This window comes from Brevibacillus reuszeri, assembly GCF_001187725.1.
Lineage (GTDB): Bacteria > Bacillota > Bacilli > Brevibacillales > Brevibacillaceae > Brevibacillus > Brevibacillus reuszeri.
In genome coordinates, this window is sequence record NZ_LGIQ01000005.1 from 643478 (window position 1) to 667521 (window position 24044).

23 protein-coding genes are annotated in these 24044 nt (G+C 47.7%); 13 read left to right on the forward strand and 10 right to left on the reverse strand.

Features of this window, described 5'->3' with window-relative positions:
* Window positions 1–2 precede the first annotated feature (2 nt).
* Together nikB and ADS79_RS06615 are read right to left on the reverse strand one after the other, a co-directional pair.
* Entirely contained in the window at window positions 3–923 is a 921-nt protein-coding gene (gene nikB / locus ADS79_RS06610) for a nickel ABC transporter permease (protein WP_049737615.1), read from the reverse strand.
* A gap of 13 nt (window positions 924–936) precedes the next feature.
* Window positions 937–1836 carry an ABC transporter permease gene (locus ADS79_RS06615; RefSeq protein ID WP_049737616.1) on the reverse strand — a complete coding sequence of 300 codons (900 nt, stop codon included), beginning with the start codon at window positions 1834–1836 and terminating at the stop codon, window positions 937–939.
* Window positions 1837–2017: 181 nt separating this feature from the next.
* Here ADS79_RS06615 and ADS79_RS06620 point away from each other — a divergent pair, with 181 nt between their 5' ends.
* From ADS79_RS06620 to ADS79_RS06630, 3 genes are read left to right on the forward strand one after another with little or no spacing between them, the layout of a single operon-like run.
* Window positions 2018–3262, forward strand: coding sequence for an amidohydrolase (locus ADS79_RS06620; RefSeq protein WP_049737617.1), 1245 nt, complete (start codon window positions 2018–2020; stop codon window positions 3260–3262).
* Window positions 3263–3268: 6 nt separating this feature from the next.
* On the forward strand, window positions 3269–4492 hold the full coding sequence (locus ADS79_RS06625; protein ID WP_049737618.1) for an amidohydrolase: 1224 nt from the start codon (window positions 3269–3271) through the stop codon (window positions 4490–4492).
* 46 nt (window positions 4493–4538) lie between these two features.
* Window positions 4539–5759 (forward strand): amidohydrolase family protein, encoded by a 1221-nt coding sequence (locus ADS79_RS06630; protein ID WP_049737619.1) that lies wholly within the window; start codon window positions 4539–4541, stop codon window positions 5757–5759.
* Window positions 5760–5837: 78 nt separating this feature from the next.
* On the opposite strand, the gene ADS79_RS06635 is transcribed toward ADS79_RS06630, so the two are convergent.
* Window positions 5838–6209, reverse strand: coding sequence for a hypothetical protein (locus tag ADS79_RS06635; protein ID WP_049737620.1), 372 nt, complete (start codon window positions 6207–6209; stop codon window positions 5838–5840).
* 194 nt (window positions 6210–6403) lie between these two features.
* Between ADS79_RS06635 and ADS79_RS06640 the strand changes: the two genes are divergently transcribed.
* The 3 genes from ADS79_RS06640 to ADS79_RS06650 all read left to right on the forward strand — a co-directional run bounded on the left by ADS79_RS06640 (window position 6404) and on the right by ADS79_RS06650 (window position 8911).
* The gene (locus tag ADS79_RS06640) at window positions 6404–7465 is read left to right on the forward strand and encodes a hypothetical protein (RefSeq protein WP_049737621.1); all 1062 of its coding nucleotides are present in this window, start codon (window positions 6404–6406) and stop codon (window positions 7463–7465) included.
* A gap of 143 nt (window positions 7466–7608) precedes the next feature.
* The gene (locus ADS79_RS06645; protein ID WP_049737622.1) at window positions 7609–8634 is read left to right on the forward strand and encodes an ankyrin repeat domain-containing protein; all 1026 of its coding nucleotides are present in this window, start codon (window positions 7609–7611) and stop codon (window positions 8632–8634) included.
* Complete coding sequence (locus tag ADS79_RS06650; RefSeq protein ID WP_141260973.1) at window positions 8615–8911, forward strand: ankyrin repeat domain-containing protein; 297 nt, start codon at window positions 8615–8617, stop codon at window positions 8909–8911. Before ADS79_RS06645 ends, ADS79_RS06650 begins: the two co-directional genes overlap by 20 nt.
* An 81-nt stretch (window positions 8912–8992) precedes the next feature.
* Here ADS79_RS06650 and ADS79_RS06655 read toward each other — a convergent pair whose 3' ends face one another.
* Window positions 8993–9547, reverse strand: a complete 555-nt coding sequence (locus ADS79_RS06655) for a hypothetical protein (RefSeq protein WP_049737624.1) — start codon at window positions 9545–9547, stop codon at window positions 8993–8995.
* Between the two features lie 236 nt (window positions 9548–9783).
* Between ADS79_RS06655 and ADS79_RS06660 the strand changes: the two genes are divergently transcribed.
* Both ADS79_RS06660 and ADS79_RS06665 read left to right on the forward strand, forming a co-directional pair.
* The gene (locus ADS79_RS06660; protein ID WP_049737625.1) at window positions 9784–10992 is read left to right on the forward strand and encodes a macrolide family glycosyltransferase; all 1209 of its coding nucleotides are present in this window, start codon (window positions 9784–9786) and stop codon (window positions 10990–10992) included.
* Window positions 10993–11094: 102 nt separating this feature from the next.
* The gene (locus ADS79_RS06665) at window positions 11095–11724 is read left to right on the forward strand and encodes a type 1 glutamine amidotransferase family protein (RefSeq protein WP_049737626.1); all 630 of its coding nucleotides are present in this window, start codon (window positions 11095–11097) and stop codon (window positions 11722–11724) included.
* Between the two features lie 19 nt (window positions 11725–11743).
* On the opposite strand, the gene ADS79_RS06670 is transcribed toward ADS79_RS06665, so the two are convergent.
* Complete coding sequence (locus tag ADS79_RS06670) at window positions 11744–12532, reverse strand: AIM24 family protein (RefSeq protein WP_049737627.1); 789 nt, start codon at window positions 12530–12532, stop codon at window positions 11744–11746.
* A gap of 160 nt (window positions 12533–12692) precedes the next feature.
* The gene (locus ADS79_RS06675; protein ID WP_049737628.1) at window positions 12693–13940 is read right to left on the reverse strand and encodes an amidohydrolase family protein; all 1248 of its coding nucleotides are present in this window, start codon (window positions 13938–13940) and stop codon (window positions 12693–12695) included.
* Window positions 13941–14369: 429 nt separating this feature from the next.
* Here ADS79_RS06675 and ADS79_RS06680 point away from each other — a divergent pair, with 429 nt between their 5' ends.
* Window positions 14370–15839, forward strand: coding sequence for an amidohydrolase family protein (locus tag ADS79_RS06680; protein ID WP_049737629.1), 1470 nt, complete (start codon window positions 14370–14372; stop codon window positions 15837–15839).
* A gap of 73 nt (window positions 15840–15912) precedes the next feature.
* Here ADS79_RS06680 and ADS79_RS06685 read toward each other — a convergent pair whose 3' ends face one another.
* The 3 genes from ADS79_RS06685 to ADS79_RS35425 form a co-directional block, all read right to left on the reverse strand.
* Complete coding sequence (locus tag ADS79_RS06685) at window positions 15913–16533, reverse strand: methyl-accepting chemotaxis protein (protein WP_049737630.1); 621 nt, start codon at window positions 16531–16533, stop codon at window positions 15913–15915.
* Window positions 16534–16685: 152 nt separating this feature from the next.
* Entirely contained in the window at window positions 16686–17483 is a 798-nt protein-coding gene (locus ADS79_RS06690) for an SDR family oxidoreductase (RefSeq protein WP_049737631.1), read from the reverse strand.
* A 47-nt stretch (window positions 17484–17530) separates the two neighbouring features.
* On the reverse strand, window positions 17531–17734 hold the full coding sequence (locus tag ADS79_RS35425; protein WP_049737632.1) for a hypothetical protein: 204 nt from the start codon (window positions 17732–17734) through the stop codon (window positions 17531–17533).
* 253 nt (window positions 17735–17987) lie between these two features.
* Between ADS79_RS35425 and ADS79_RS06700 the strand changes: the two genes are divergently transcribed.
* Both ADS79_RS06700 and ADS79_RS06705 read left to right on the forward strand, forming a co-directional pair.
* A complete protein-coding gene (locus tag ADS79_RS06700; protein ID WP_236699905.1) occupies window positions 17988–18524 on the forward strand; it encodes an RNA polymerase sigma factor in 537 nt (178 codons plus the stop codon).
* Window positions 18517–19992: a DUF4179 domain-containing protein gene (locus tag ADS79_RS06705; protein WP_049737634.1), complete on the forward strand. Its 1476-nt coding sequence runs from the start codon at window positions 18517–18519 to the stop codon at window positions 19990–19992. Before ADS79_RS06700 ends, ADS79_RS06705 begins: the two co-directional genes overlap by 8 nt.
* Window positions 19993–20043: 51 nt before the next feature.
* Here the strand turns inward: ADS79_RS06705 and pdxR are convergent, their stop codons facing one another.
* Entirely contained in the window at window positions 20044–21468 is a 1425-nt protein-coding gene (pdxR, locus tag ADS79_RS06710; RefSeq protein ID WP_084765673.1) for a MocR-like pyridoxine biosynthesis transcription factor PdxR, read from the reverse strand.
* Between the two features lie 179 nt (window positions 21469–21647).
* Here pdxR and hisC point away from each other — a divergent pair, with 179 nt between their 5' ends.
* Together hisC and ADS79_RS06720 are read left to right on the forward strand one after the other, a co-directional pair.
* A complete protein-coding gene (hisC, locus tag ADS79_RS06715; RefSeq protein WP_049737635.1) occupies window positions 21648–22718 on the forward strand; it encodes a histidinol-phosphate transaminase in 1071 nt (356 codons plus the stop codon).
* A 119-nt stretch (window positions 22719–22837) separates the two neighbouring features.
* Window positions 22838–23911: a branched-chain amino acid aminotransferase gene (locus ADS79_RS06720; protein ID WP_049737636.1), complete on the forward strand. Its 1074-nt coding sequence runs from the start codon at window positions 22838–22840 to the stop codon at window positions 23909–23911.
* Window positions 23912–24044: the final 133 nt, after the last annotated feature.

Genomic DNA, 24044 nt, shown 5'->3' on the forward strand with positions numbered 1-24044 from the left:
CCTTAGCTCAGATCAATTCGTTTATTGAAGTAACGGTACAAAACATCGACTAAAAGGTTCACGAAGACGAAAATGACGGAAGCGATCAAAACGCCGCCTTGTACGACTGGAAGGTCACGCATGCGAATCGCATCTACAATCAAGCGACCCAAACCATTGATGGCAAAGACGGATTCGACGAGAACGGTACCGCCAAGCAAGAAACCGAATTGCAAGCCAACGACAGTAATGATCGGAATCAACGCATTTTTAAGCGCATGCTTGTAAATGATGACTTGCTCTTTGAGGCCCTTTGCTTTTGCTGTACGAATGTAGTCCTGACGTACAACGTCGAGCATGCTGGAGCGTGTCATCCTGGCTACAATCGCAGCGCCGCCTGTACCGAGTGTGATCGCTGGCAAAATCATGTGCTGCCATGTACCCCAACCGGCAACAGGGAATAGATGAAGCTTCACGGAGAAGTAGTAGATCAAGCTGAGACCGAGCCAAAAGCTAGGCAAGGATACACCAAGTAATGCGATGATCATGATCGTAATGTCTGCCCAGGAATATTGCTTGGTAGCAGAGATGATCCCTGCGATCATACCGAGTACGATCGTTACAAAAATACTTGCAAGAGCCAGCTCAATCGTAGCAGGCAGACGAGCCATAATTTCATCAAAAACCGGCAAGTTGGAACGCAGTGACGTACCTAAATCACCAGTAGCTACATCTGTAACGTAGTGGAAGTACTGGACCATGATTGGCTGATCGAGGCCAAGCTGTGTACGGATTTTGGCGATAGTCTCTGCGGAAGCGCCTTCACCTGCGAGCAGAACAGCAGGGTCGCCCGGAACCATCTGCATGATCAAAAAGACGACCAGAATGACACCGAGCAGGACGGGAATCATCTGCAGCAAGCGACGAATAATGTAGACAAACATTGAGCATTCCCTCCTATTGTTTCATTCTTGGGTCGAGAGCGTCCCGGAGGCCGTCTCCGAAAATATTGAAGCCGAGAACCAGTGTCGCAATGGCGAGACCAGGGAACATGGCCAGATAAGGAGCCGTAAACAAAAAGTCGCGTCCATTACTGAGCATCGCACCCCATTCAGGCAGTGGTGGCTGTGCACCAAGACCGAGGAACGACAGGCCAGCTGCTGATAGAATCGCAGTCGCCAGACGCATTGTCGCTTGAACAATGATTGGAGACAGAATGTTTGGAAAAATGTGTTTGAAGATGATGGTGAAATCACTTGCTCCCAGAGAGCGAATCGCATCGATGTACTCCAGCTTTTTCACTGTCAGAGTAGAACCGCGAACAATCCTTGCAAAGACCGGAATCGAAAAGACACCGACAGCGACCATGACGTTGAACAAACTCGGGCCAAGTGCACTCACGATGGCCAGGGAAAGCAGGATACCAGGGAATGCGAGCAGAACATCAATGACACGGGAGATAATCGTATCTACCCATTTTCCGTAGTAGCCGGAAAGCAAACCAAGAATAATGCCGAAGAAAGCGCCAATAAACACAGAGACAAAACCGACAGACATCGAGAGGCGTGTTCCATATAAGAGACGGCTAAGCACATCTCTTCCCTTGTCATCAGTGCCCATCCAGTGCTCAGCGGATGGTGGTTTCAGCTTGTTGACCAAATCAATGGCGTAAGGATCGCTAGGTGCGATGAGTGGTGCCAAGAGGGCGATTGCGATGTAAAATACGACAATACAGCCGCCTACCATGGCCAGTTTGTTTTTGCGCAGTTTCCTGTAAAAAGTCCGCCATCTGCCTGGACGTGCAGTCGTTGCCTTTGGCGGAAGAGCTTGATTGGTTGGAGCGTACTCAACCTTCATGATGCAACCCTCCTTTTGCTTATGTCTCAAGTTATCAGAAAAATGTATGAAGTAAAGGCAATTTGAACAAGTCGTAAAAATAGTGAAAATAGACGTAAAGATTGTGCAAATCAAGTATTCGCGGTTCCTAGATAATGGGTAGGGAAGGCATGGATAGACAATTAGAAAGGATGGATGGTGTATGAGTGTTACCTATTGGTTGACCAATGTTCGTTTGGAGACGGGCTACCGTGTGGAAAACGGTGTCGTGAGTGGAACAGAGGCTTCCTTGTTTCACATCTTGATAAAAGACGGAAAATTTGCACGGATTACACCGGCTACCGAGAAGCTCGAAGACGGAATTGCGCAAAAGGATGCCAATGGTCTTCTGGCGCTCCCATCGTTTGTAGAAAAACACGTGCATCTGGACAAGACACTCATGGGAGAACCATGGCGTGCAGTCATTCCGGTATCGAACATCATTGAGCGTTGTGAAATGGAAAAGCGTACGCTCCCGGGTCTGCCAACGACTACACAGGAGCGCGCCAAAAATTTGCTCGCGATCCTGCAATCGTATGGGGCAACCCATGTACGCACACATGTAGACATTTATCCGGAAGCTGGCATCACGAATCTCGAAACGGTCAAAGAGGCGTTGGCTGACTATTCTACGAGATTGTCACATGAGATCGTGGCATTCCCGCAGCACGGCTTGCTGCGTACAGAAGCAAAAGGGCTGCTCAGGGATGCCCTGCGCCAAGGTGCGACTCATGTAGGTGGCGTAGACCCGGCCAATGTAGATGGCGACATCGAGGAATCCTTGAGCCAGATGATGGAGCTGGCTGTAGAAGCAAATGCAGGAGTAGACTTGCATCTGCATGATCCTGGGCATCTGGGAACCTTCACGATGAAGCGTTTGGCACAGATGACGGTAGATGCTGGCTGGCAAGGACGAGTAGCGATTAGCCATGCGTTTGCACTTGGCGATATACCTGTCGCAGAAGCGGAAGAAATGGCGGCGATTTTACGCGAGGCAGGAATTACGATCATCACCAGCGTTCCGTACAGCCGGATCATTCCACCTGTTCAGCTGCTGCATCAAAATGGCGTGGACGTAGCGGTAGGCTGCGACAATATTTTTGACACCTGGCAGCCATATGGCAACGGGGATGTGCTGGAGCGCCTATGGAGACTGGCAGAACGCAACCGTTATTTGGATGAGCTGGCGCTGTCTCAATCTCTGCGCTTTATTACGGGCGGCAAAACAACGCTGGATGCACAAGGTACACAGCAGTGGCCAAAAGCGGGTGATGAGGCGAGTCTCGTGCTGGTCGAGGCCACTTGCTCTGCAGAGGCGATTGCCCGTCGTGCAAAGCGCCACGCTGTATTCTTTAAAGGGACTCTGGCTGCAGGTCAAGTGGAAGAAGCGACCGAAGCAAAGGAGTGATCGGGTATGAAGGCATCCCCGTATTGGATCATCAATGCCCGGTTGGAGAGCGGGTATGTGTGGGACCAAGGAGCCATCAGGGAAACGCAAACAGAGCTTTGCGATTTGCTGATTGAAAACGGGAAGATCACCCGGATTGAGCCCTCCAGTGAAATTTTGGAGGACGGGATTCCCAAGAAGGATGCAAAAGGCTTGCTCATTTTGCCATCGATGGCAGAGAAGCACATTCATTTGGAAAAAACGTACTACGGCGGTTTATGGAAGGCGACGACACCCGTGAAAAACCTGTTTGAGCGTCATGCCGAGGACAGAGGTCTTCTACCGATGTACCTGAAGCAAGCGCAGAACGGGGCGGAAAGCATCCTGTCGTTGCTCGTCCAGACCGGTGTCACACATGTTCGGACACATTGTCACGTTGATCCGCAGGTAGGACTCGGATTTTTGGAGGGCATGCTTAAAGCATTCAACACGTTTGAAGATCGCTTGTCCTATGAGATAGTGGCGTTCCCCCATTACGGGATGCTTCGCACGGATGCCAAAAGCTACGTGCGTGAAGCGCTGCAAAGCGGAGCGACCCATGTGGGAGGCGTCGATCCAGGCGGGGTAGACGGAGATATTGAGCGTTCACTGGCAACGATGATGGAGCTAGCAGTGGAAGCGGATGCCGACATTGATTTGCATCTGCATGACCCGGGCCATCTCGGGGTGTTTACGATCAAGCGCCTCGCTGCGATGACCGAGGAGGCTGGCTGGCAAGGACGCGTCACAGTAAGCCATGCACTCGGACTTGGCGATGTATCGCCGGAGGAAGCAAAAGAGGTAGCAGAGCGTCTCGCAGCATTAGGTATTTCCATTGCCTCAACCGTTCCGATCAACCGTCCGACCATCCCGATACCACTTCTGCATGAGGCAGGGGTAGCCGTGATGCTGGGGAACGACAGTCTGACAGATAACTGGACACCTTTTGGCAGTGGAGATTTGCTTGAAAAGGCAGGTCGACTCGCAGAGCGTTTCCGACTGACTGACGAGCGTATACTAGGTGTCGCTCTCGGTTTCGTCACAGAAGGGCGGATTCCGCTCGATGATGCAGGGAACAGGATTTGGCCATTGATCGGAGACGAGGCGAGCCTGATGGCTGTCGAAGCCTCTTGTAGCGCCGAAGCTGTAGCCAGAAGGGCCAAACGCCGTGTCGTTCTCTATCAGGGAACACGGGTAGCTGGTGAGTGGTAAGCTCTTTTTCGTTCCTACTTTCAAATGGAAAGGATGTCATGAATAGATGTCTACAGCTTATTGGATAACCAATGTTCGTTTGGAGAGTGGATATCACAAAGAAAATGACAAGGTGGTTGCAACCGATACCGAGGTCGCTCACCTGCTGGTAGAGGGTGGACGCATCGCGCAAATCGTTTTCGGTGCTGATGTGCCGCAGACAGAGCTGCCTACGCAGGATGCACGAGGCCTGTTAGCGTTGCCGTCTTTTCGCGATATGCACATCCATATTGACAAAACGTACTACGGTGGCCCATGGAAAGCGGTCACTCCGGTTAAAAATATTTTGGGCAGATTGGAAGAAGAAAGCACGCTAATGCCAAAGCTGCTGCCTACAGCGCAGGAGCGTGCGGAAAAAATGCTGGCATTGCTTCTGTCAGCAGGGTCTACCCAGATTCGTTCGCATTGCAACATCGATCCTTACATCGGTTTGAAAAATCTCGAGGCGACAATGGCTGCCATAGAAACCTTTAGAGGCAAGCTGCAATGTGAGGTAGTCGCCTTCCCGCAGCAAGGTCTTTTGCGCAGCAATCAGGTGGAGAACATCCGCCAGGCGCTGAAAATGGGTGCGACTTACGTCGGTGGGGTCGATCCGGCAACGGTTGACCAAAATATCGAAAAGTCACTCGCAACTATTTTCGAGCTGGCAGTAGAAGCGAATGCACCAATCGATGTTCATTTGCACGACCCGGATCACCTGGGCATTTTCACCTTCAAGCGACTGGCGAAAATGACTGAAGAAGCAGGCTGGCAGGGACGCGTCACGATCAGTCATGCGAACTCCTTGGCTGATATCAGCCTGGAGGAAGCAGCAGATGTAGCTGAAATGCTGGCTGGGCTTGGCATTTCGATCACATCTACTGTTCCGGTCATCAAGCCGACCATTCCGATTCCGCTTTTGCATGAAAAGGGTGTGTCCGTTTCGCTCGGCGATGACAGCATCACGGATCACTGGTCCCCGTTTGGTCAGGGAGACAGCCTAGAAAAAGCGGGACGCTTGGCTGAGCGTTTCCGCATGCAGGATGAGCGCTCCCTGTCACAAGCGCTGGGCTTTATTACGGGCGGCAAAACACCGCTGGATAGAGAAGGAAAACGTATGTGGCCAAATGTCGGGGATGAAGCGGACATCGTATTTGTCCATGCAGCGTCTGCTGCCGAGGCAGTTGCCCGCCGCGCGCAGCGTCAGGCAGTCATGTTCCGTGGGAATGTGGTTTCGGGCGCTTTGTAAAGGAAGAAAGAATGGAAAAAAGAGGCAGACCCTTTGGGGGGCCTCTTTTTTCTGCCTGGGCATAAAAACAACAGCAGTCTAGTGATAGGCTCCAAACTTACGATCTAGATCCTTGGCAATGGCCCAGCCTGCGGCTTCAATCATTGCAATACTAATAGTTGGAGCCACAACCTGACCTAAAATAGGAACGAATTTAGATAATTCTTTTGTTAATGTCTGAATCGGCTGCTTTAACATTGAATTTTTAATTCCAGTAATCGCCATAGCTTTAGCCGCTTCTTCTGTTAAATTACCTCCAAACACACTCGCTAAACTCATTGTCATCGTTGTCATCGCAACGATATCAGCTGCAATTCCAACACCGGGTACTGGAATCAAATTACCTCCGGCCGCTCCAATCGCTGCTGTATGTATAATCGCATGGCATTTTTTCTCTTGAGCACTTGTCATTGCTTTCACCCTCTTAAGACCAACTTGATACGACAATTTGTTTTGACATTCGACTATTCCCATCCAAATTCCTTTCCGGCTCATAGGCTTCGAAAGTTGAAATCCGCATACTGATGCCGGCAAATTCACGTTCTTGGAAAACGGGGAGTTAAAATATGGTAAAATGATCAGAGGAAAGACGGAGGTGAAAGAAAGTGAAGCGACTTTTTCTCTTCAGTCTCATTATGGTCATGAGTTTCATGACTGCTGCTTGTACAAGTAAACCAACAGTTGAGCTGGTTCATGTGTCCGCAGAAATCGTCAAAGACAAATCGGTAAGCGGACAAACAGGCATTATGGATGGAAACAAGGTAATGAAATATGTTACCCCGACAGTTCTTTCTTACAAAATTCTGGTGAAAAACACGAGCAATCAAAAGATAGGTGATAGTAAGAAGCCGGTCAGGTTCAAACTCGCACCAAGTGATGAGCTCATATCAGTAGTAACAGAAACAGTTGGGTCAAATGTGCTGGATTTTGAGAAGATGAATGGCGGTTATACAGGGAATGGTGAGATTCTCAGTAACGGAACGGCAGAATATTCCCTTTTTTATGAATTGGGAACCGATGAGGATTTAGGTTCATATCAACAAATTCCCCTTTTGCCCTCCAAAGAAAAAATGGATGAACTACAAAACAAAAAATTCGACGCTGTATTGATTCTCACGGTGGGCGAAGAAGAAATCGCTCGTTTTGACCTTCGGACGTATGCGACCGGATTGCCACCGGACATCCATCAAAAAGTGGAAAAGGAATTGGGAACGAAATTTGTAGTTCCTGTATTGGATCATTTTCAAGTCAAATTGGCAGAGATGATGTATCCTCCTCTTGTGAATAATGAAGTGATAGGAGATCGGCGGGTAGCAGTGATCGTCTACACGGATCAAAAAGGACCACTCATCGAATTGACCAACGAACAGAAGGAGCAGCTCGAAAAAAAGCAACGAAGGAAATTTTATTACGGAGAATATGAAGGCAAGCCATTGATCAGGATGGAGATCAGTAACGAGAAAAATTCGCTTTTTGATGCGAAGCTCCAACAAATTGAGGGTGTAGAGGTGGAGTACTCTTTTAAAGAGGTCGAGTCAGGGAATTACGGTGTGTATGCCTTTCAACTAGAGAGGAGTTCTTACTTCATCATCTTTCAAATTAGCGATAGATTTACAGATAAAGATGCTGTGGAGTTTATTCGGCGCATTCTCACTAATCACAAGTAAATACTGCATAAAAGCTCTGTATGGGGGGAGCACTGTTATACGGGTGTGAAGCAACTTTGAGCATTACACGTTGGCGGATTTTTTGCGGATTATGGTTGCATCCTAAGGGATGTAATTTTGGAAGAAGGAGAGATGATAGTGCCATGACCGAGACGAACAACGATTTGAATCTTTCAAATCATGATGTAGAGACCATGGCCATCGAACAATTCAGACAGGCCGTTGAGGATAACAACCTGGAAGCTACTAGGCGCTTACTGCAGAGTCATCCAACACTTGTCACTCGGATTGACGAGCCATGGTTTATTTTTGATACACCAGCGATTGTAATTGCTGCGTATAGAGGAAACCGTGAGATGGTTGACATATTGCTGGAGTACGGGGCGAACATCAATGTGAAAAGCAGTTGGTGGGCGGGAGGATTTGGTGTACTTCATCATGACCATCACGACTTATCCCGTTATCTGATTGAACGAGGAGCGCATGTCGATCCGCATGCTGCGGCTGCATTGGGAATGCTCGATATCCTGCAAAAGCTGGTGGAGATGGATCCGGACGTTGTTAATCAGCGTGGCCCAGATGGACAGGTTCCTCTGCATTATGCTGTTTCTCCCGAAGTCATCGACTTTCTGCTGGATCATGGGGCTGACATTGACAAGCGAGATATTGATCACAATAGTACGCCTGCTCAATATGCTGTCACTCACCCAGAAAAATGCAGACATTTCATTAAGCGCGGTGCCCGGACGGATATATTCATGGCCTGCAAGCTGGGGGACAGCGAGCTTGTCCACAAAATTTTGCGGGAGAATCCGCATGCCCTTCAGACACAGGTGGGAAAAGGAGACTTTGTCGCCGTTGGTGGGCACATATATGAGTACAATATCGGTGTTGCTGTGAAGCCGATCTTTCTTGCGGAGCGTTTGGGTCATGAAGACATGGTGGAGCTGATGCTGTCGTACAGTTCCATTGAGCAGAAATTCCTGCTTGCCTGCATGCGGGCGGATACAGAGATTGTCTATAGCTTGCTCCAGGGAAATCAGGATATTGTCCGATCACTGGAGCCAGAAGAACAGAGCGTCATGGTTGATGCTGCGAGGGACCATCATGCAGATGCGGTACGACTCATGTTAGAAGTTGGTTTTAAACGTGGATGCACGCCGCAATGATCATTCGATGACAGCCCTTCATCGTGCGGCTGAGCATGGAGACGATGAAATCGTTCGACTGCTACTTGAACATGGTGCATCAATAGACATTCTGAATGAATTCGGCGGGACAGCACTAAATAGCTGTATATGGGGGTCACTTCATACTCGGGATTCAAAAGGGGATTATGCTGCTGTTGCAGAGAGCCTCATAGAAGCAGGGGTTAAGCTGCCAGACCAAGTAATGGGTAGTGAGAATGTGAGGCAGGTTCTTATTCGGCACGGGGTACGGGCGTGAGAAGTTCCCTCCATGGATTGTAAAAGAGGAACAAAAACGCGAACGAGCCCCATGACGCGAGTGAACTCGTTCGCGCTATTTTTATTCTTTTTTATTCGTTTCGTCGATCCAGGTGATCACGACCGTCGTCTTTCCCTTGTCTTCGTCGGGCTGGGATACGATTTGCAAGGTTTGCTTATTGAGCGTGCCTGAATTCAGTGACATGTCATTCGTTACCGTTTCCATCGTGTTTTGGTAGCCGTTATCCTTCATAAATTTGCTGTACAACTGGCTGACATCGTTGACGGACATATCTGTGAAAAGTGTAACCATGACCGTATTTGTTCCGTCGATCGAGGATTTGACCGATCCGTCAATAGCCGCGTTATCAGGGAGGGGAACATCTTTCGGGAACGTATCTGGCAGTGTCTTGTCTGAGGTAATTTCAGTCTTTCCGCCATTCTCAGAATTGATGGTAACTTTTTGATCAGTTGCTTCCACCTTGGAGCCATTGCTACTCTCGGCTGTTACGGACTTTCCATTATCCGAGATGGTCACACTTCCATCTGACGTCGTGATGGTTTTCGTGCTTCCACAAGCAGAAAGCACAGCAATACTTGCTACGACAAGCAGCAATACTACCCCAAATTTTTTCATTTCCTCACCTATCCATTGATTTTCTAAGATCTCGTTCGATCACCAATAAGGTGCGATCTAAAAAAGAGTATATGACGATAAGGAAAAGTATGTCAATTCTCCCTGGATATATAAGTGGGGAGAAGTCGTACTGATTTTGAGCTGTAAGGATGGCTATGATAAACTTAATTCCATTCTTTTCAGTGAAGTGATGGTCTGGGGCAGGGCCCATTTTACATAGCGAAGGAGCGATATATATGGCACGTGTTTTATTTATTAATGCTGGATCAGAAGGACATGTCAATCCAACAGTTGGAGTGGTGAAAGAGCTCGTCTCGCGCGGAGAAGAGGTCGTCTACTTTTCAATAGAAGCTTATAGGGAACGTACAGAGAAGACGGGAGCTACTGTGCGAACATTTGATGGGCAGAAATTCATTAAAGCGTTCATATCGGGCGGAAGAAATTATTTACTCGAAAGGGTCAACGGTCTTTTGCATACGGCAGATGTTGTCATCCCTAGCGTTCTTGAACAGATCAAAGGAGAGCATTTTGATTACATGATCCACGATTCCATGTTTGGTTGTGGCCGGATGCTTGCCCAGATTCTAAAGCTTCCTGCCATTTGCTCCTGTACTTCTTTTGCAGAGACGAAGGAATCTTTTGCTCATACGCTGGAACAGCTTTCTGCGAGAATTCCTGCCGAAACATTGAATACGATACAAGATGAATATCACAGACTGACGAACATGGTAAAAGAAAAATACGGAGTAGAGATCGATTCTCCGTATGAAGTTTTTTGTAATCCTGCACCACTTACAATCGTTTATACAGCGAGGGAGTTTCAGCCTTTTGGAGACACATTTGACGAGTCATACAAATTCGTAGGTCCATCCATTTCACCGCGATTCACGCAGGAAAGCTTTGATCTAGACGAAATCAAGGGTAAAAGCCCCATCTATATTTCTCTAGGTACTGTCATGAACCTAGCGGTTGATTTCTATCAGCTTTGTTTTCAGGCATTGGGGAACACCGATTGTACCATTGTCATGTCTATTGGAGATAAAGTGCAAATGGCTGATTTGGGTGAGATCCCCAAGAACTTCATTGTGAAAAGCTATGTTCCCCAAATTGAGGTACTACAAGAAACAAAACTATTTATAACACATGGTGGGATGAACAGCACGAATGAAGGTCTCTATTACGGGGTTCCGCTCATTGTAATCCCACTAAGCGCAGATCAACCAATGATTGCTCGGCAGGTTGCCAAGATCGGAGCCGGCATCACCTTGCAAATGCAAAGCTTGACCGCGAATCAATTACGCGAAGGTGTAGATCATGTGTTAAGCGACTCATCCTTCAAACAAGCTGCATCAAATATTCGGGAGTCCTTCGGGCGATCAGGTGGATATCAGCAAGCAGTTGAAGAGATTTTGGAATATAAGGCGGCTGCAACCAGCGAAAAATAAATCATAATGATCAAGTTTGAAAACTTTACTGACCGTAGATGTCAGTAAAGTTTTTTTATAGTGGGGGAGACCGATTCCTTCATTACAAAAGGAGTGTGCGCGATGCATACAAGAAAAGTATACCTATACGTATTTGATACGATGGCAGACTGGGAGGCAGGCTATTTAATTGCGGAGCTAAACTCGGGAAGGTATTTTAAAAAAGGATTAGCGCCTTTAGAGGTGGTTGCAGTAGGCGTAAATAAAAATCCCGTGACCACAATGGGAGGAGTACAAATTTTGCCTCGTATTTCAGTTGATGAGTGTACGCTGGAACGTACGGATGTTTTAGTGCTTCCAGGTGGAAATACTTGGCTAGAAGCAATTCACGAGCCTATTTTGAAAAAAGCTTCTATCTCCTTACACGAAGGTATAGTTGTTGCCGCGATATGTGGTGCAACATTGGGACTAGCAAAGATGGGAGTGTTAGACGCAAGAAGACACACTAGCAACGATCTGGAATATATGAAAATGTTTTCTCAGCATTATAGGGGAGACGCCTATTATGAAATGGAGCCAGCCGTAACGGATGGGAATTTAGTTACTGCATCAGGAACGGCTCCATTGGAATTTGCGATGCATGTATTGAAGTTGTTAGATGTATTTGCACCAGAGACATTAGATTCATGGTTCAATCTTTATCAGACGCATGAGCCCAAATACTTTTTCGCGTTAATGAATTCTATCAAATAACTTCATCCGAGGTGCTATTTTAGCTGGTAGCTGGTCGACCGACACTATTATACATAAGCGGCGCTAGCCATACCATACCGGTTCCCCGATACACGTTGACCAGCCCTTCGCCCGAGGCGGCAGATCCCATTAAGGATTTCCCTGACTTCTCAACGGTGAAGTTCAGCGAATTCGACCACATAAGTGCAAAGCTTCCATCGACTTTCAGCACATCATTCTGCAATTCGACTATGACAGCTTCTTCGGAAGGAATGGGCGCTTCCAATGCTAGAATGCCTCTCCCTTTGGCACTAAGATTGAACATGCCTTCATTGCCAAGAACCGCAGAGGAGATGGTCTTGCGCGCAGAGACTCCGAGCTCCAGTGTTCCCTCGGAAGCCAGGAACATGCCGTCCTCGAATACAATGTGGTCGTTGTCGACATCGATTAACCATATATGTTTATAGGTGGTTTCTAGCAGAATCGTACCGGTACCTTTGTAATGAGGCTTGATTGCACTGGTACCGGTCACTGTACTGGAAACGAGATTTCGCATCAAGCCCCCAACACTTTTTATCCCTGTGGTTATGTCAATATTGCCAATCATATACTGCATGGCTCCTGCGCTCATCATGATCTCACTGTTATTGAGTTCGATCATCAGCTGCTTTTTGCGCATATTAGCCTGGTTCATGTAGAAGTTGGTTTGTGCCTCTGACAGTGTGTTGATGCTCAGATCCTCTTTATACTCAATGACCGTAAATCCGCCAAGCTGTCCCTTAATCACCACATTATCATTATCTTTTAGATTATGTATTTTAAAAGCCATATTGATGAATGCCTCCAATGACAGTTATTCTCTTAAAAGTTTGACAAATTTTCCTTCTATCATTCGGTATTCGACAAAAAGGTCAGGTTTCCTTGCCACTAAAGCACGACCTGAAAACAATAAAAAAAGGCTTCGCCAAAAATCAGCGAAGCCAACTTACCTATTTCTTTCCCTTTCCGTCCACTCTATCAAGTGCCCCATGTACGATTTTTCCCTTGAACATGACAGCAGCACGTCTGGATCTTCTGGCAATTGCCTCAGCGGAGCAGGAGCTTTCCGCAAAGACAATACTCGCTTCATCGCCAATCTTCGGCCAAGCACGGTTTCCTTCCTTGTCCAGTGTCGTTTTCCCTCCTGTAATAAAGAACAGGGATTGAACGAGAGAACGTTCATCTACCCAACGATAGCGCTCGACCAGCCGGTTCAGCTTTTCCAGCATATCTCCGGTTCCATACGGCGACCAGGAATCGTAGAAGCCGTCATAACCGAGTGCGACACGTACTCCTTTTTCATGGAGGATCGGAACGGGCGGCATCGCTCGATTGATCGGAACGGTCGTCATGATCATTGTGCCAAGGCGAGACAGGCGCTCTGCCATTTCCGTGCTTTCTTCCACGGAAACATCGCCGAGTGCAAATGCATGGCTGATCGCCATTCGGTTCTGCCAGCCAGCCTCCTCCGTCAAATCGAGAATGCGCTTGATCGTATAAAAGCCTAGCGTGCCCGGATCGTGCAGATGAATATCGACATCCGCATTTGCTTCTACTGCGATGTCCATCATTTCACGCAAGGAGCCTTCCAGCTCGTTGTCAATACCAGCAGGGTCGAGTCCGCCGACCAGTGTTGCGCCTTCCTTCATCGCTTGTCTCATCAGAGAGCTGGCTTGTGTGCGCAAAATTCCTTGCTGAGGGAAAGCCACGATCTCATAGGTCATCCGATCGCTGAAATTCTCTAAGGCTGTGCGAACGCCTTCCAGGTTTTTCAGCCCGATATACGGGTCGATGTTGACATGGGTTCTGACGTGAGTGGCACCACCTTGCAGCAGCCATTGAAGCATCGCTTCCGCGCGTTGTGTAGTACTACCCGCTATGGCTGGCATTTCAGTCGCTTCGAATTCCAGACGATCAATTAGCTTTTTTGGAGGAAGACAAGACTTCCAGGCAGCACCTGCATACGTTTTATCCAGATGATTATGCTTCTCCACGAAAGAGGGGAGAGCGAGCAACCCTTTTGCGTCCTCAGTGGGCAGAGTCGTGTCCAGCGGCTCGTTAGCGGATGCGATTTGCATGATTTTGCCGTCCTCAATGCGGAGATGACAGATTTCGGATATCGTATGTACGACTCCATCATGCCCAGTCTCAAACCCGCTGTCCAAGCGAACATTGGTTAACCAGAAAGCGTGACTCACAATAAATCAGTCCCTTCTTTTTACAAGATAAGATCTTTACTTATGCTCGTTTACTCTAGCTCTCGTTGTACTTTCTAAATTGTAGTGAATATTTCGAACAAGCGGTTTCAGCATTTTTACTTGTTTTTGCATGATCTTTACGTATTGCCAGGAATGTTTCTTGTTTTCTAACTAAATCAGAAAGTATAAACTTCACGTTTTACATCCTTATTTAGCAAGAATAACCTTCCGCAAAAACGCGGTCGCTCCTCCTTGAGGTGGCCACGATAGAAGTTTTCTTAAAGTAGTAAAGATTGTGCAAATAGATGTAAAGCAATTGAAACATATTTTACAGAATATTTCCTATAATGATGGAGGATTCAAGCTGTTAGGACTGGCAGAGGTACGAGAGGTACGGATGATCTCGAAATGTGATAAGGGAGGCAGGGCATGAAAAAGAAAATAACCGCTAAATATGTGATTGGCTTTGATGGAGAGGACCACGTCATTATTCGAGATGGTGAGGTCGTATACGAAAACGACACGATTTTGTTTGTGGGTCATGACTATGCTGGAGAGGTAGACGAAGTCATTGATGCTGGAAACGCAGTGGTCAGCCCAGGCTTTATCGATTTAAATGCACTTGGTGACATTGACCATGACGTGGTTCACTTGGAAGCCTCAGTAGGCAGAAACAAGAATCTGCTCTGGTCGGAGGACTACTATCGCAAAGGCTACCATGAAGTGATGACACCGGAAGAAGAGGCATTCAAGTCGCTTTTTGCCTACAGTCAGCTGATATTAAATGGAGTTACTACAGCGATGCCGATCACGTCTGTCTTTTACAAGCGTTGGGCGGAAACGTATGAGGAGCTGGCAGCCGCAGCTGATCATGCAGGAAAACTGGGTCTGCGCATGTACATGGGGCCAAGCTATCAGTCCGGAATGCGTGTGGTCAAGGCAAATGGCGAAATCGAGGTTCTCTGGAATGAAGCAGAGGGACAAGCAGGATTGGAGCGTGCCGTGCAATTTGTCAAAGATTTTGACGGTGCACATAATGGCCTGATCCGCGGAATGCTGGCTCCTGAGCGAATCGAGACGCAAACGCCAGAAAACCTGGTCAACACCAAGCGCTACAGTGATGAGCTGGGTTGTCCGATTCGTTTGCACGCGGCACAAGGTGCTTATGAGTACAATGAAATGTATCGTCGTCATAATAAATCGCCTGTGCAATTTTTGCATAGCATCGGTTTTTTAGGTCAGAAAACCGCTATCCCGCATGCCCATTTTATTCCAGGTTATAGTGAAGCTACGATTGGGGAGGGCGATGACCTCGCACTGCTCCAGGAAACAGGAACGACTGTGATTCACTGTCCGCTTGTGATTGGACGCCACGGCTCGGCTCTAGAGTCCTTTGCTCGCTACAAGCGCCACGGAATCAATATTGCGATCGGGACGGATACGTTCCCTCCTGATTTCATCCAGAATATCCGCACGGCAAGCATGTTCTCCCGTTTGCAGGAAGGTGATGTGGCTGATTCCAGCTACGCGGACATTTATCGGGCAGCGACGCTGGGTGGAGCGCGTTTCCTGGGACGAGATGATCTGGGACGTCTGGCACCAGGAGCAAAAGCAGATATTATTGCCATTGATCTGGATGGCTTCCATCTGGGTACGATAGATGATCCGATTCGCTCGCTTATTATGTCCGGCTCGGGTCGTGACGTGAAGCTTTCGATCATCGCGGGTCGTATTGTGATGAAAGATCGTGAGCTGCCAGGTGTGGATCTGGAGGAAGTGAAAGCCAAAGGACAGCGTTACTTTGATAAAATGCGCCTGGGCTATGTAGAAAGAGACTACCAGCAGCTTGGAGCGGAGGAGCTGTTCACGCCGTCTTTCCGTGTCGTAAAAAAAGGATAACGAGCAAGGAAAAAAGAGAAAGGCACAGTCTGGCTGAAAATAGCAGATTGTGCCTTTTGTAGCATATCGTCTTTTATAATTTCGTAACCAATAGATTGAGCTTTTCTGCCATGGAGGCAAGCTCTTCCGTAGCAGAGGCAGTTTCTTGGGTACTTTCTTGCATCGTATGTACAAGCTGGATAATGCCTTTTGTCGATTCTCCGCTCTGGTTTGCCAATTTGCCTACAGAGTCTGCCACGACTGCAAAGCCTCTGCCGTGCTCGCCTGCACGCGCCGCCTCAATTGACGCGTTTAACGCCAACAGATTGGTCTGATCCGCGATATCCTTTATTGTGGTGACAATCAGGTCAATCTGCTTCGAATTGTCCAAAAGATGATGCACCTTTGTGGAAATATCCTGCATCCCCACCAAAGCGTTGCCCATCATTTTGCCTCCATTTTCTGCAATGACGGAAGTTCGGTTTACCAGGCTGCTTGTCTCTTCAATATTGGACGCAATTTGTCCGATTGCTTTATCCATTTGATCGATCATTTCGGAAATGCCGTTTACCATGTTCGTTTGATGGTGCGTACCGCTCGCTACTTCCTGGACGCTCGCCGAAATTTCCTCGGAAGAGCTGGCAACGGTTTGGGATGCTGCATAAATATTGTCTGCCACATTGCGAATGTCACGGAAAATGATGAAGGTGAGCACGAGTCCCAAGAGGATCGCGACGGCAATGACGATGCTAATGCTTAGCAGCGCACCGCTCCTGATGGTTAAATACCCGCATTCTGGGGAGGTAAAACCAGATAAACGATTAAATTTGTAGATAGATTCCGTATACCAAGCAGGGAGGACGACGGCTATCTCCGCCTGTACCCACCCTCGGAATGAATGACTTGTCCGGTAATCCAGCTCGCTTCCTCACTTGCCAGAAAAGCAACCAACCGTGCGGCATCTTCAGGTAGTCCGATACGTCCAAAAGGGCTTTTTGTCAAAAGGAATTGCTTGGTTTCCTCCGACATCCAGCCTGTGTCAGTAGGGCCGGGATTGACAGCGTTCACTGTTATTCCAAGCGGAGCGACCTCAGCAGATAATGTGAGAGTAAGTGCTTCGACCGCGCCTTTGGTAGCCGCATACGCGATTTCACCTGGCATTGGTCCTTTTGCCTGACCGGACGTCAGGTTGATGATTCTCCCCCCTGAGCCTTGGGAGAAACGGCGGGCAAACTCAACGCTAAGCATGGTGGTCGCACGTACATTGATTGCATAATGATTATCGAGGCTTGTGCTGTCCAGCACCTTATAGCCGTCAGTTGTGGAGAAGCAGGCGTTGTTAACCAAAATGCTGGGATCACCCAGTCTCCTTTTCCCTTCATCCAGCACAGTGAGATACGCATCAGCTGCTGACAAATCTACCTCCAGATACTCACAGCGCACGCCCTGCTTCGTTATTTCTTCCCGCAGGATTCGCGGTTCATCGGGCTCAACTCCCCAGGGCATAGATTGATCGTATTTGCTCCAGTAGGTAAAGAAAATATCGACTCCTTCCTTGGCGAGAGCACGACAGATGGCAGCACCGATTCCCTGTCTCCGACTCGCCCCTGTAATGACGGCGACCTTTTTTGGCTTCGTTTCAATGGGCTGATTTTGAATAGACATATGTAACCTCCCAAAGTGGTGATGGTGTGGAAGCAAGGGAGTGATTTCTAGGAGACTGGTGTAAGAATCAAGTGTCCGAAAAGGAAGTAGGAAAAGAGAAGGATAAAGCAAATACCAGCTACAATCAAATTCCACTTCTTTTGCTTGAATAATCCAAGCAGCAGACACGTAAACCCAATCGTTCCTAATAGAAAAGGAATGATGATTAACCACACATTATTGATGATGATGCCGTCACTCACTCTGTACACAAAGATCCCTCCTACACAATGAATGGATGTGATTGCGTTGTGCGATGTGTAAAAAGCGCCGTTCTTCACGATTGACAAGCAAAATCGATTGGGTTTTTGGTTTTTCTTCTTGATCTGTAATTATTTTCATTATATATAAATTCTACACTAGCAGAGCAGGAGTGAAACGGAGAAAATTTTTTTGAACTGTTTGTGAACCGAAAACAGCTTGGAGGTGAATAGAGAGAGAAGGAATTCGAGGAGGGTTTTGCAAGTGAAGGAACATGATTTTGAACAGCTTGTACAACCGCATCTGGGCACCGCTTTTCGAACAGCTTTTCTACTCATTCATGATTATCATCTGGCTCAGGATGCTGTCCAGGAGGCCCTGTGGGAGGCGTATCAATCCCTTCATCGATTTGACGAGCGAAAAGGGACATCGTTTCGGGCGTGGTTTATGAAAATCGTAACACATCGTGCACTCAATCTGGTACGGCGCAAGAAACCAACGACAGAGATTACTCCAGATTCCATTGGAGATGCGCAAAGCCCATTGGAGAGTGTGCTACAGCAGGAGACTGAGCAACAAATTTGGCGTGTCATTCAGACGATGAAGCCTGTGCATCGGTCGACAGTCGTCCTGTACTACTACGGAGACTTCAATATTGCGGAGATAGCCAAAATGCTTGGTGTGTTTGAAGGTACCGTAAAGTCCCGATTACATAAGGCGAGAAAGCTGATCGGTGAAAAGTTGAATGAGGGACAAGCTCTACGAGGAAATGCGGAGATGGGAGTGATCGCAAATGACTAAACTCGACCAGCATATCTCACAAACGTTAAAAAAGGTGGCTGATGAGCAAGGCATTCCTTCTTTTGAGTTTCCAAGTGAGCGTGCAGCTCTTGCAAGTCGCAAGCGTGACTCTCGTTTTCCAGGCTTGCTGCTTTTTCCGACAACTGCGATCATTGCGTTCTTTCTGATCATTACGCTAGGGACACAAGTTTCTCCAAGTATTGCAGCGTATATGAAATCATTATTTACAGAAAAGGGTGCAGACGAGGGACTTCAGCAGGCAGCCCAAAATGGATACTCTCAAGCAGTAGGGGCATCTGCAACAGACCAGGGTATTACGTTAGAGGTTATGGAAGTGATGGCAGACTCCGTACGAATCAATATCGTTTATCGTCTGGTGGATCAAGCGGGTAATGTTCTTTCACCTGATCAGCTTGACTCTTATGATGTGGAGATTACCGATCCGAATGGAGAGTCTGTGCAAAATAGCTCTTCGACAAGTCTGCGATACGAAAAAGAATATGGCTATCTGAGGATCAGCAACAAAATAGAGACGAGTGATCAAAAGCTTATTTTACGGCTAGATACAGCGCAAATCGGTAATACGAAAGGAAATTGGTCCGTTAGCGTTCCATTTGATATCACAAAATCTACTGCTGCGACAACTACCTTCCCTCTCGACAATACGTATGTTACTCCACAAGGGCTACAAATCAAGCTGACGGGAATAACCCATTCGCCAACAGCAACTCGTCTGGAGTATGAAACGTCATGGACGGAAGAAGCTTTTAAGAAGCTTGAACAAGTGGGGGAGAAACTCGCTGAGAAAATTGAAACAACAGGTATTGCTCGCTATCGTTCTTTTGACCATAATCGTGCCTTCCGAATTGAACGTGAAAAAAACGGAGTTAAAATTGGCGAAGTCAAACCTTTGTCTGGGGGAGCAAGTGGGAAAAAGGAAGGACATTTATCCCATCAAGATGTCTACCAGCCTTTTATTCCAGGGGAAACGTATTACCTAGTGCTTGATTCGATCACCAAAGTAGAACCGTTTGAGTTGTCCATTTCCTTTGATCCGAAGAAAATAGATAAGCAATCAGCGAAAGCTACCAAGGATGACAACGTGTTTCAAATAAGCGCGTATGGGATCGGAAAGAGTGATGACGAGATAAGTAGAACTGAAGTTACGATAGACGCTTATGTACAAGGAATGATTCCTCATATCGATTCAAGGTTTTTGCTATTAACAGATGAAAAAGGCAGAACCTATCGTTTCAAGGGTGCTTCCCATGATTATTTTGAAACAGATGAGAAAGGACGACAGCATATACAGGCGATACTGAAGGTTGAGGAACAGCTCGATCCCATTCCGGAAAAGCTCACCCTCAACTTCTACGGCATCCCAAAACGCTACACAAACGTCAACTGGCGCGTACCTTTGCCCACTTCCACAGTAGAAGATAAAACAAGCACAGAAGCTAAAAAATAAGATTACAAAAAGAAGCTGCTTGAGTCAGGCAGCTTCTTTGCATTCCGTTGTTTATTCTCTGCCAAATGTCTTTGCCAAAAGCCCGATTCCTGCACGTATCTCCTCCTCCGCAAGCCCTCCAAATCCAAGTAAAACAGTAGCGGGCATCGACCATTCCGGCGAAAGGGCGTAAACAGAGGTAGGATAAACCTTCACGCCCACTTGTTCAGCAGCTTGCACCAACTCTACCTCGTCCATACCATTGCCAGGCTGAAGCAGCACATGCAAGCCAGAGCCCGCCCCGATTACTTTTGCCGACTTAGGAAAATGCTTTGTCAAGGCTTCAAGCAAGACATCATGCTTTCGATGATACAAGGTACGCATTTTACGCATGTGCCGCTCGAAATCGCCAGATTGCATGAAGAGCAGCAGTGCCTTTTGCAAAATAGGTGAGGAGAGCTGATCGTAGCTGTGCTGTTTCTTCCAAAATCGATCAAGCAGGGAAGGGGGCAGGACGAGATAGCTGAGGCGAAAGGCAGGGCCAAGGGCACGAGAAAACGTTCCCAAATAAATCACGCGGCCACTCTCATCCAAGCTTTGCAGCGAGGGAATCGGTCTTGTTCCATAGCGGAACTCGCCGTCATAGTCATTTTCGATGATGTATGCACGACGCTCGGCGGCCCATTTCAACAGCTTCATCCGTTTGCCAATAGAGAGGGTCATGCCAAACGGAAATTGATGGGAAGGTGTTACATAAACGGCATCGGCTGCGCTGTTAACGACATCCTGGATGCTGATCCCATCGTTCTCCAAACCAAGCGGATGACAGGCAAATGGATACTGCTGGACAAGCGATTTCACGCCATCGTTGACGGCTGCCTCAAGGGCGAGTGTGGACACATCCTTTTTCATTAACTGAAACAACAGATCGAGCGAATGATAGGTGCCAGCCCCGATGACAATCTGATCCGGCGTACAACGGACACCGCGTGTCTGGTGCAGGTACTGTGCGATGTGTGCACGTAGTTCGGCTTCCCCTTGCCAATCGCCATAGAGGAGCATCCGGTTGTTTTCTGGCAACAGGCATTGATTGACGAGCCTGCGCCACTTTGTCCAGGGAAAATGGTGCACATCGATACTGCCGTAACCGAAATCGTAGGGTACAGATTCTGTATGGGAAGCGTGATAAGCACGGGGAGGGGAAGGCGTAGCGTAGGTCTGCTCCAAAGTCTGCGCCCGATTGCCTGTCTCCAATTCAGCCGCATAGAGTCCACTGCGTGGCTTGCTGATCACATAACCCTCAGCCAGCAGTTGATCGTAGGCCAGCGCAACGGGCGTCCTGCTTACCCCGAGCGTTTCAGCCAATCTTCGGATGGATGGCAGTCGGGCATCAGCAGGGATTCGTCCCGCTATCATTTCGCCCTGAATATAGCGATAAAGCTGAAGATACAATGCTTCTTTCGCTCCCTCATCGAGCTTTGGCGTCAATTGAAGCAAATCGTCCCACCTCCTGATCTGGCCCGAAAAACTGTCACTCAAAATATTTGTAAACTGGCCCTTTTTCTAATGCCAAAATACGGATATTCTACATCGTAACATCCGGTGGGATGAACGGGAAGCGGGATGTACATGATGAGCCGTATTTTGATCGGCCTACCAAAAAGGGGAGAAAACAAATGACCATGATCTTGCCACACATCGAACGACTGTCGGGATATGCCCAGGGAGAGCAGCCACCAGAAGGTACTAATGCCATTCGACTTAATTTGAATGAGAGCTCATATCCACCGTCACCAGAAGTGATAAAAGCTTTGAAGTCGATACCGGAGGAGACCTTGCGCCGTTATCCGGATGCCAAATGTGACAAGCTGCGTTCTGCCCTTGCAAAGCATTATGGCGTGCGGGAGGAGCAGACTTTTTGCTCGAATGGCTCCAGTGAAATTATTTCGCTGCTGATGAAAGTGTTTATCGGGCCGCGTGGTCAAATTGCCATCCCCGATCCTTCCTTTCCTCTCTATCATTCGGCAGCCGCCAGCTATCAGGTGGAATGCATCGGGATTCCTACCCTGGATGATTTTTCCATTGATGTCGAACACCTGATTGATAGCAGCGCCCAAGCCGTTGTACTGGTGAACCCAAATGCGCCGACAGGCTTGCTGCTCTCGATGGAGAACGTCGAGCGATTGGTGAGAGACTTCAAGGGACTCATCATTCTTGATGAAGCCTATATCGATTTCGCGAGTGGAGAGGCTTCTGCGATCTCATTGATTGATCGTTATCCCAATCTGCTAGTGATCCGGACTTTTTCTAAAGCGTATGCGCTCTGCGGCGCAAGGATCGGGTACTGTTTTGGCAATGAAAAGCTGATTGCTGCACTGGAAAAAGGAAAGGACATCTACAATGTAGACTCTATTAGCAGAGAGCTGGCACTGGCAGCCTTGAATGATCAAAGCTATATGCAAGCGACGACTGATGCGATCAAACGCACGCGCAACCATTTTTCTGAGCAGCTCACTCGACAAGGCTTTACAGTCGTTCCCTCGCATACAAATTTTATTTTGTGCAAACCGCCTGCTGCCCTTGGTTATCCGACTGCGAGTGAGCTATACGAGATATTGATGGCCCAAAACATTTACGTACGCTACTATCAGCAGCGGCGCCTGAGGGAATATTTGCGAATTACGATTGGAACAGATGCAGAGATGGATGCCGTTTTGCTGGCGATGAGCCAAATACTAGGGCAATAGAATATGAAATGTGAGGTCTGAGAGAAACTTAGGCTAGCAATCATTCAAAATAGTTGCTATTTTAGTAACAATATGTAGTACTAGAGAGGTAGGATCTAATACCAAGGGAGATGTGGAAAATGGAGTGTCAGTTATCGATTGCCCTCGCAGAACAGAAAAGAGAGAAGCCAGCGACTGACAAGCTGGGATTTGGTGTACATTTTACTGATCATATGTTCACCATGGACTATACGGAAGGAAAAGGATGGCATGATCCACAGATCGTACCGTATTCCCCGCTTTCGCTTGATCCGGCAGCGATGGTGTTCCACTACGGTCAGGCCGTCTTTGAAGGACTCAAAGCGTATCGGAATAAGGAAGGCAAGGTTTGGTTGTTCCGACCTGATCAAAACTTCAAGCGTATGAATCGTTCTCTGGAGAGACTGAGCATGCCGTCAGTCGATGAGGAATTTATGGTCGACGCTTTGAAAAAGCTGGTGGCGACTGACAAAGAGTGGATTCCAACAGAGAGCGGCACGTCGCTATACATCCGTCCATTCGTGATTGCAACCGAGCCATGTTTTGGGGTTCGTGCTTCCCATACGTACAAATTGATCATTCTGTTGTCTCCAGTAGGAGCGTATTATGCAGGTGGTATGAATCCGGTAAAAATTTATGTAGAAAACAACTACGTCCGTGCGGTTAGAGGCGGTACTGGTAACGCCAAAGTAGCGGGCAACTATGCAGGTGGCCTGAAAGCACAGGTGGAAGCAAAAGAAAAAGGCTATGAGCAAGTGCTTTGGCTCGATGGCGTGGAAAACAAGTACATTGAAGAAGTCGGCAGCATGAACGTATTCTTCAAAGTAAAAGGCGAGGTATGGACACCTGCCTTGAACGGAAGTATTCTGGAGGGCATCACGCGCGATTCCACTATCGCTCTGCTGAAGGACTGGGGCGTACCTGTTATCGAGAAGCGGATTTCTATAGAGGATCTGCACGCAGCATACACTAATGGTGAGCTGGAGGAAGCTTTTGGTACAGGCACAGCGGCGGTCATTTCTCCAATCGGAGACTTGAACTGGAATGGTCACCAAATGATCATTAACGGCGAGAAAACCGGCGAGCTGACCACGAAGCTGTATGAAACCATGACAGGTATCCAATATGGTGAAAAAGAAGACAAGTTCGGTTGGGCTGTATCCGTAACCGAATAAAAGATAGAGCAAACAATAGACACGACCTTCTCTGCTGAAGAGAGGGTCGTGTTTTTTAGTATCGAACCAAACGAAAAATAGTAAAGATATTGCAAAGAGAGGTAAAGATCCTAGAAAGATAAAATGTTAGAAA

Coding starts and splice junctions, on each gene's coding strand:
- ADS79_RS06655 (WP_049737624.1), bottom strand. CDS start 9,547: ATGAAAAAATTTGGGGTAGTATTGCTGCTTGTCGTAGCAAGTATTGCT.
- ADS79_RS06720 (WP_049737636.1), top strand. CDS start 22,838: ATGGAGTGTCAGTTATCGATTGCCCTCGCAGAACAGAAAAGAGAGAAG.
- ADS79_RS06620 (WP_049737617.1), top strand. CDS start 2,018: ATGAGTGTTACCTATTGGTTGACCAATGTTCGTTTGGAGACGGGCTAC.
- ADS79_RS06645 (WP_049737622.1), top strand. CDS start 7,609: ATGACCGAGACGAACAACGATTTGAATCTTTCAAATCATGATGTAGAG.
- ADS79_RS06690 (WP_049737631.1), bottom strand. CDS start 17,483: ATGTCTATTCAAAATCAGCCCATTGAAACGAAGCCAAAAAAGGTCGCC.
- ADS79_RS06630 (WP_049737619.1), top strand. CDS start 4,539: ATGTCTACAGCTTATTGGATAACCAATGTTCGTTTGGAGAGTGGATAT.
- ADS79_RS06660 (WP_049737625.1), top strand. CDS start 9,784: ATGGCACGTGTTTTATTTATTAATGCTGGATCAGAAGGACATGTCAAT.
- hisC (WP_049737635.1), top strand. CDS start 21,648: ATGACCATGATCTTGCCACACATCGAACGACTGTCGGGATATGCCCAG.
- ADS79_RS06625 (WP_049737618.1), top strand. CDS start 3,269: ATGAAGGCATCCCCGTATTGGATCATCAATGCCCGGTTGGAGAGCGGG.
- ADS79_RS06615 (WP_049737616.1), bottom strand. CDS start 1,836: ATGAAGGTTGAGTACGCTCCAACCAATCAAGCTCTTCCGCCAAAGGCA.
- ADS79_RS06670 (WP_049737627.1), bottom strand. CDS start 12,532: ATGGCTTTTAAAATACATAATCTAAAAGATAATGATAATGTGGTGATT.
- ADS79_RS06705 (WP_049737634.1), top strand. CDS start 18,517: ATGACTAAACTCGACCAGCATATCTCACAAACGTTAAAAAAGGTGGCT.
- ADS79_RS06635 (WP_049737620.1), bottom strand. CDS start 6,209: ATGACAAGTGCTCAAGAGAAAAAATGCCATGCGATTATACATACAGCA.
- nikB (WP_049737615.1), bottom strand. CDS start 923: ATGTTTGTCTACATTATTCGTCGCTTGCTGCAGATGATTCCCGTCCTG.
- ADS79_RS06665 (WP_049737626.1), top strand. CDS start 11,095: ATGCATACAAGAAAAGTATACCTATACGTATTTGATACGATGGCAGAC.
- ADS79_RS06680 (WP_049737629.1), top strand. CDS start 14,370: ATGAAAAAGAAAATAACCGCTAAATATGTGATTGGCTTTGATGGAGAG.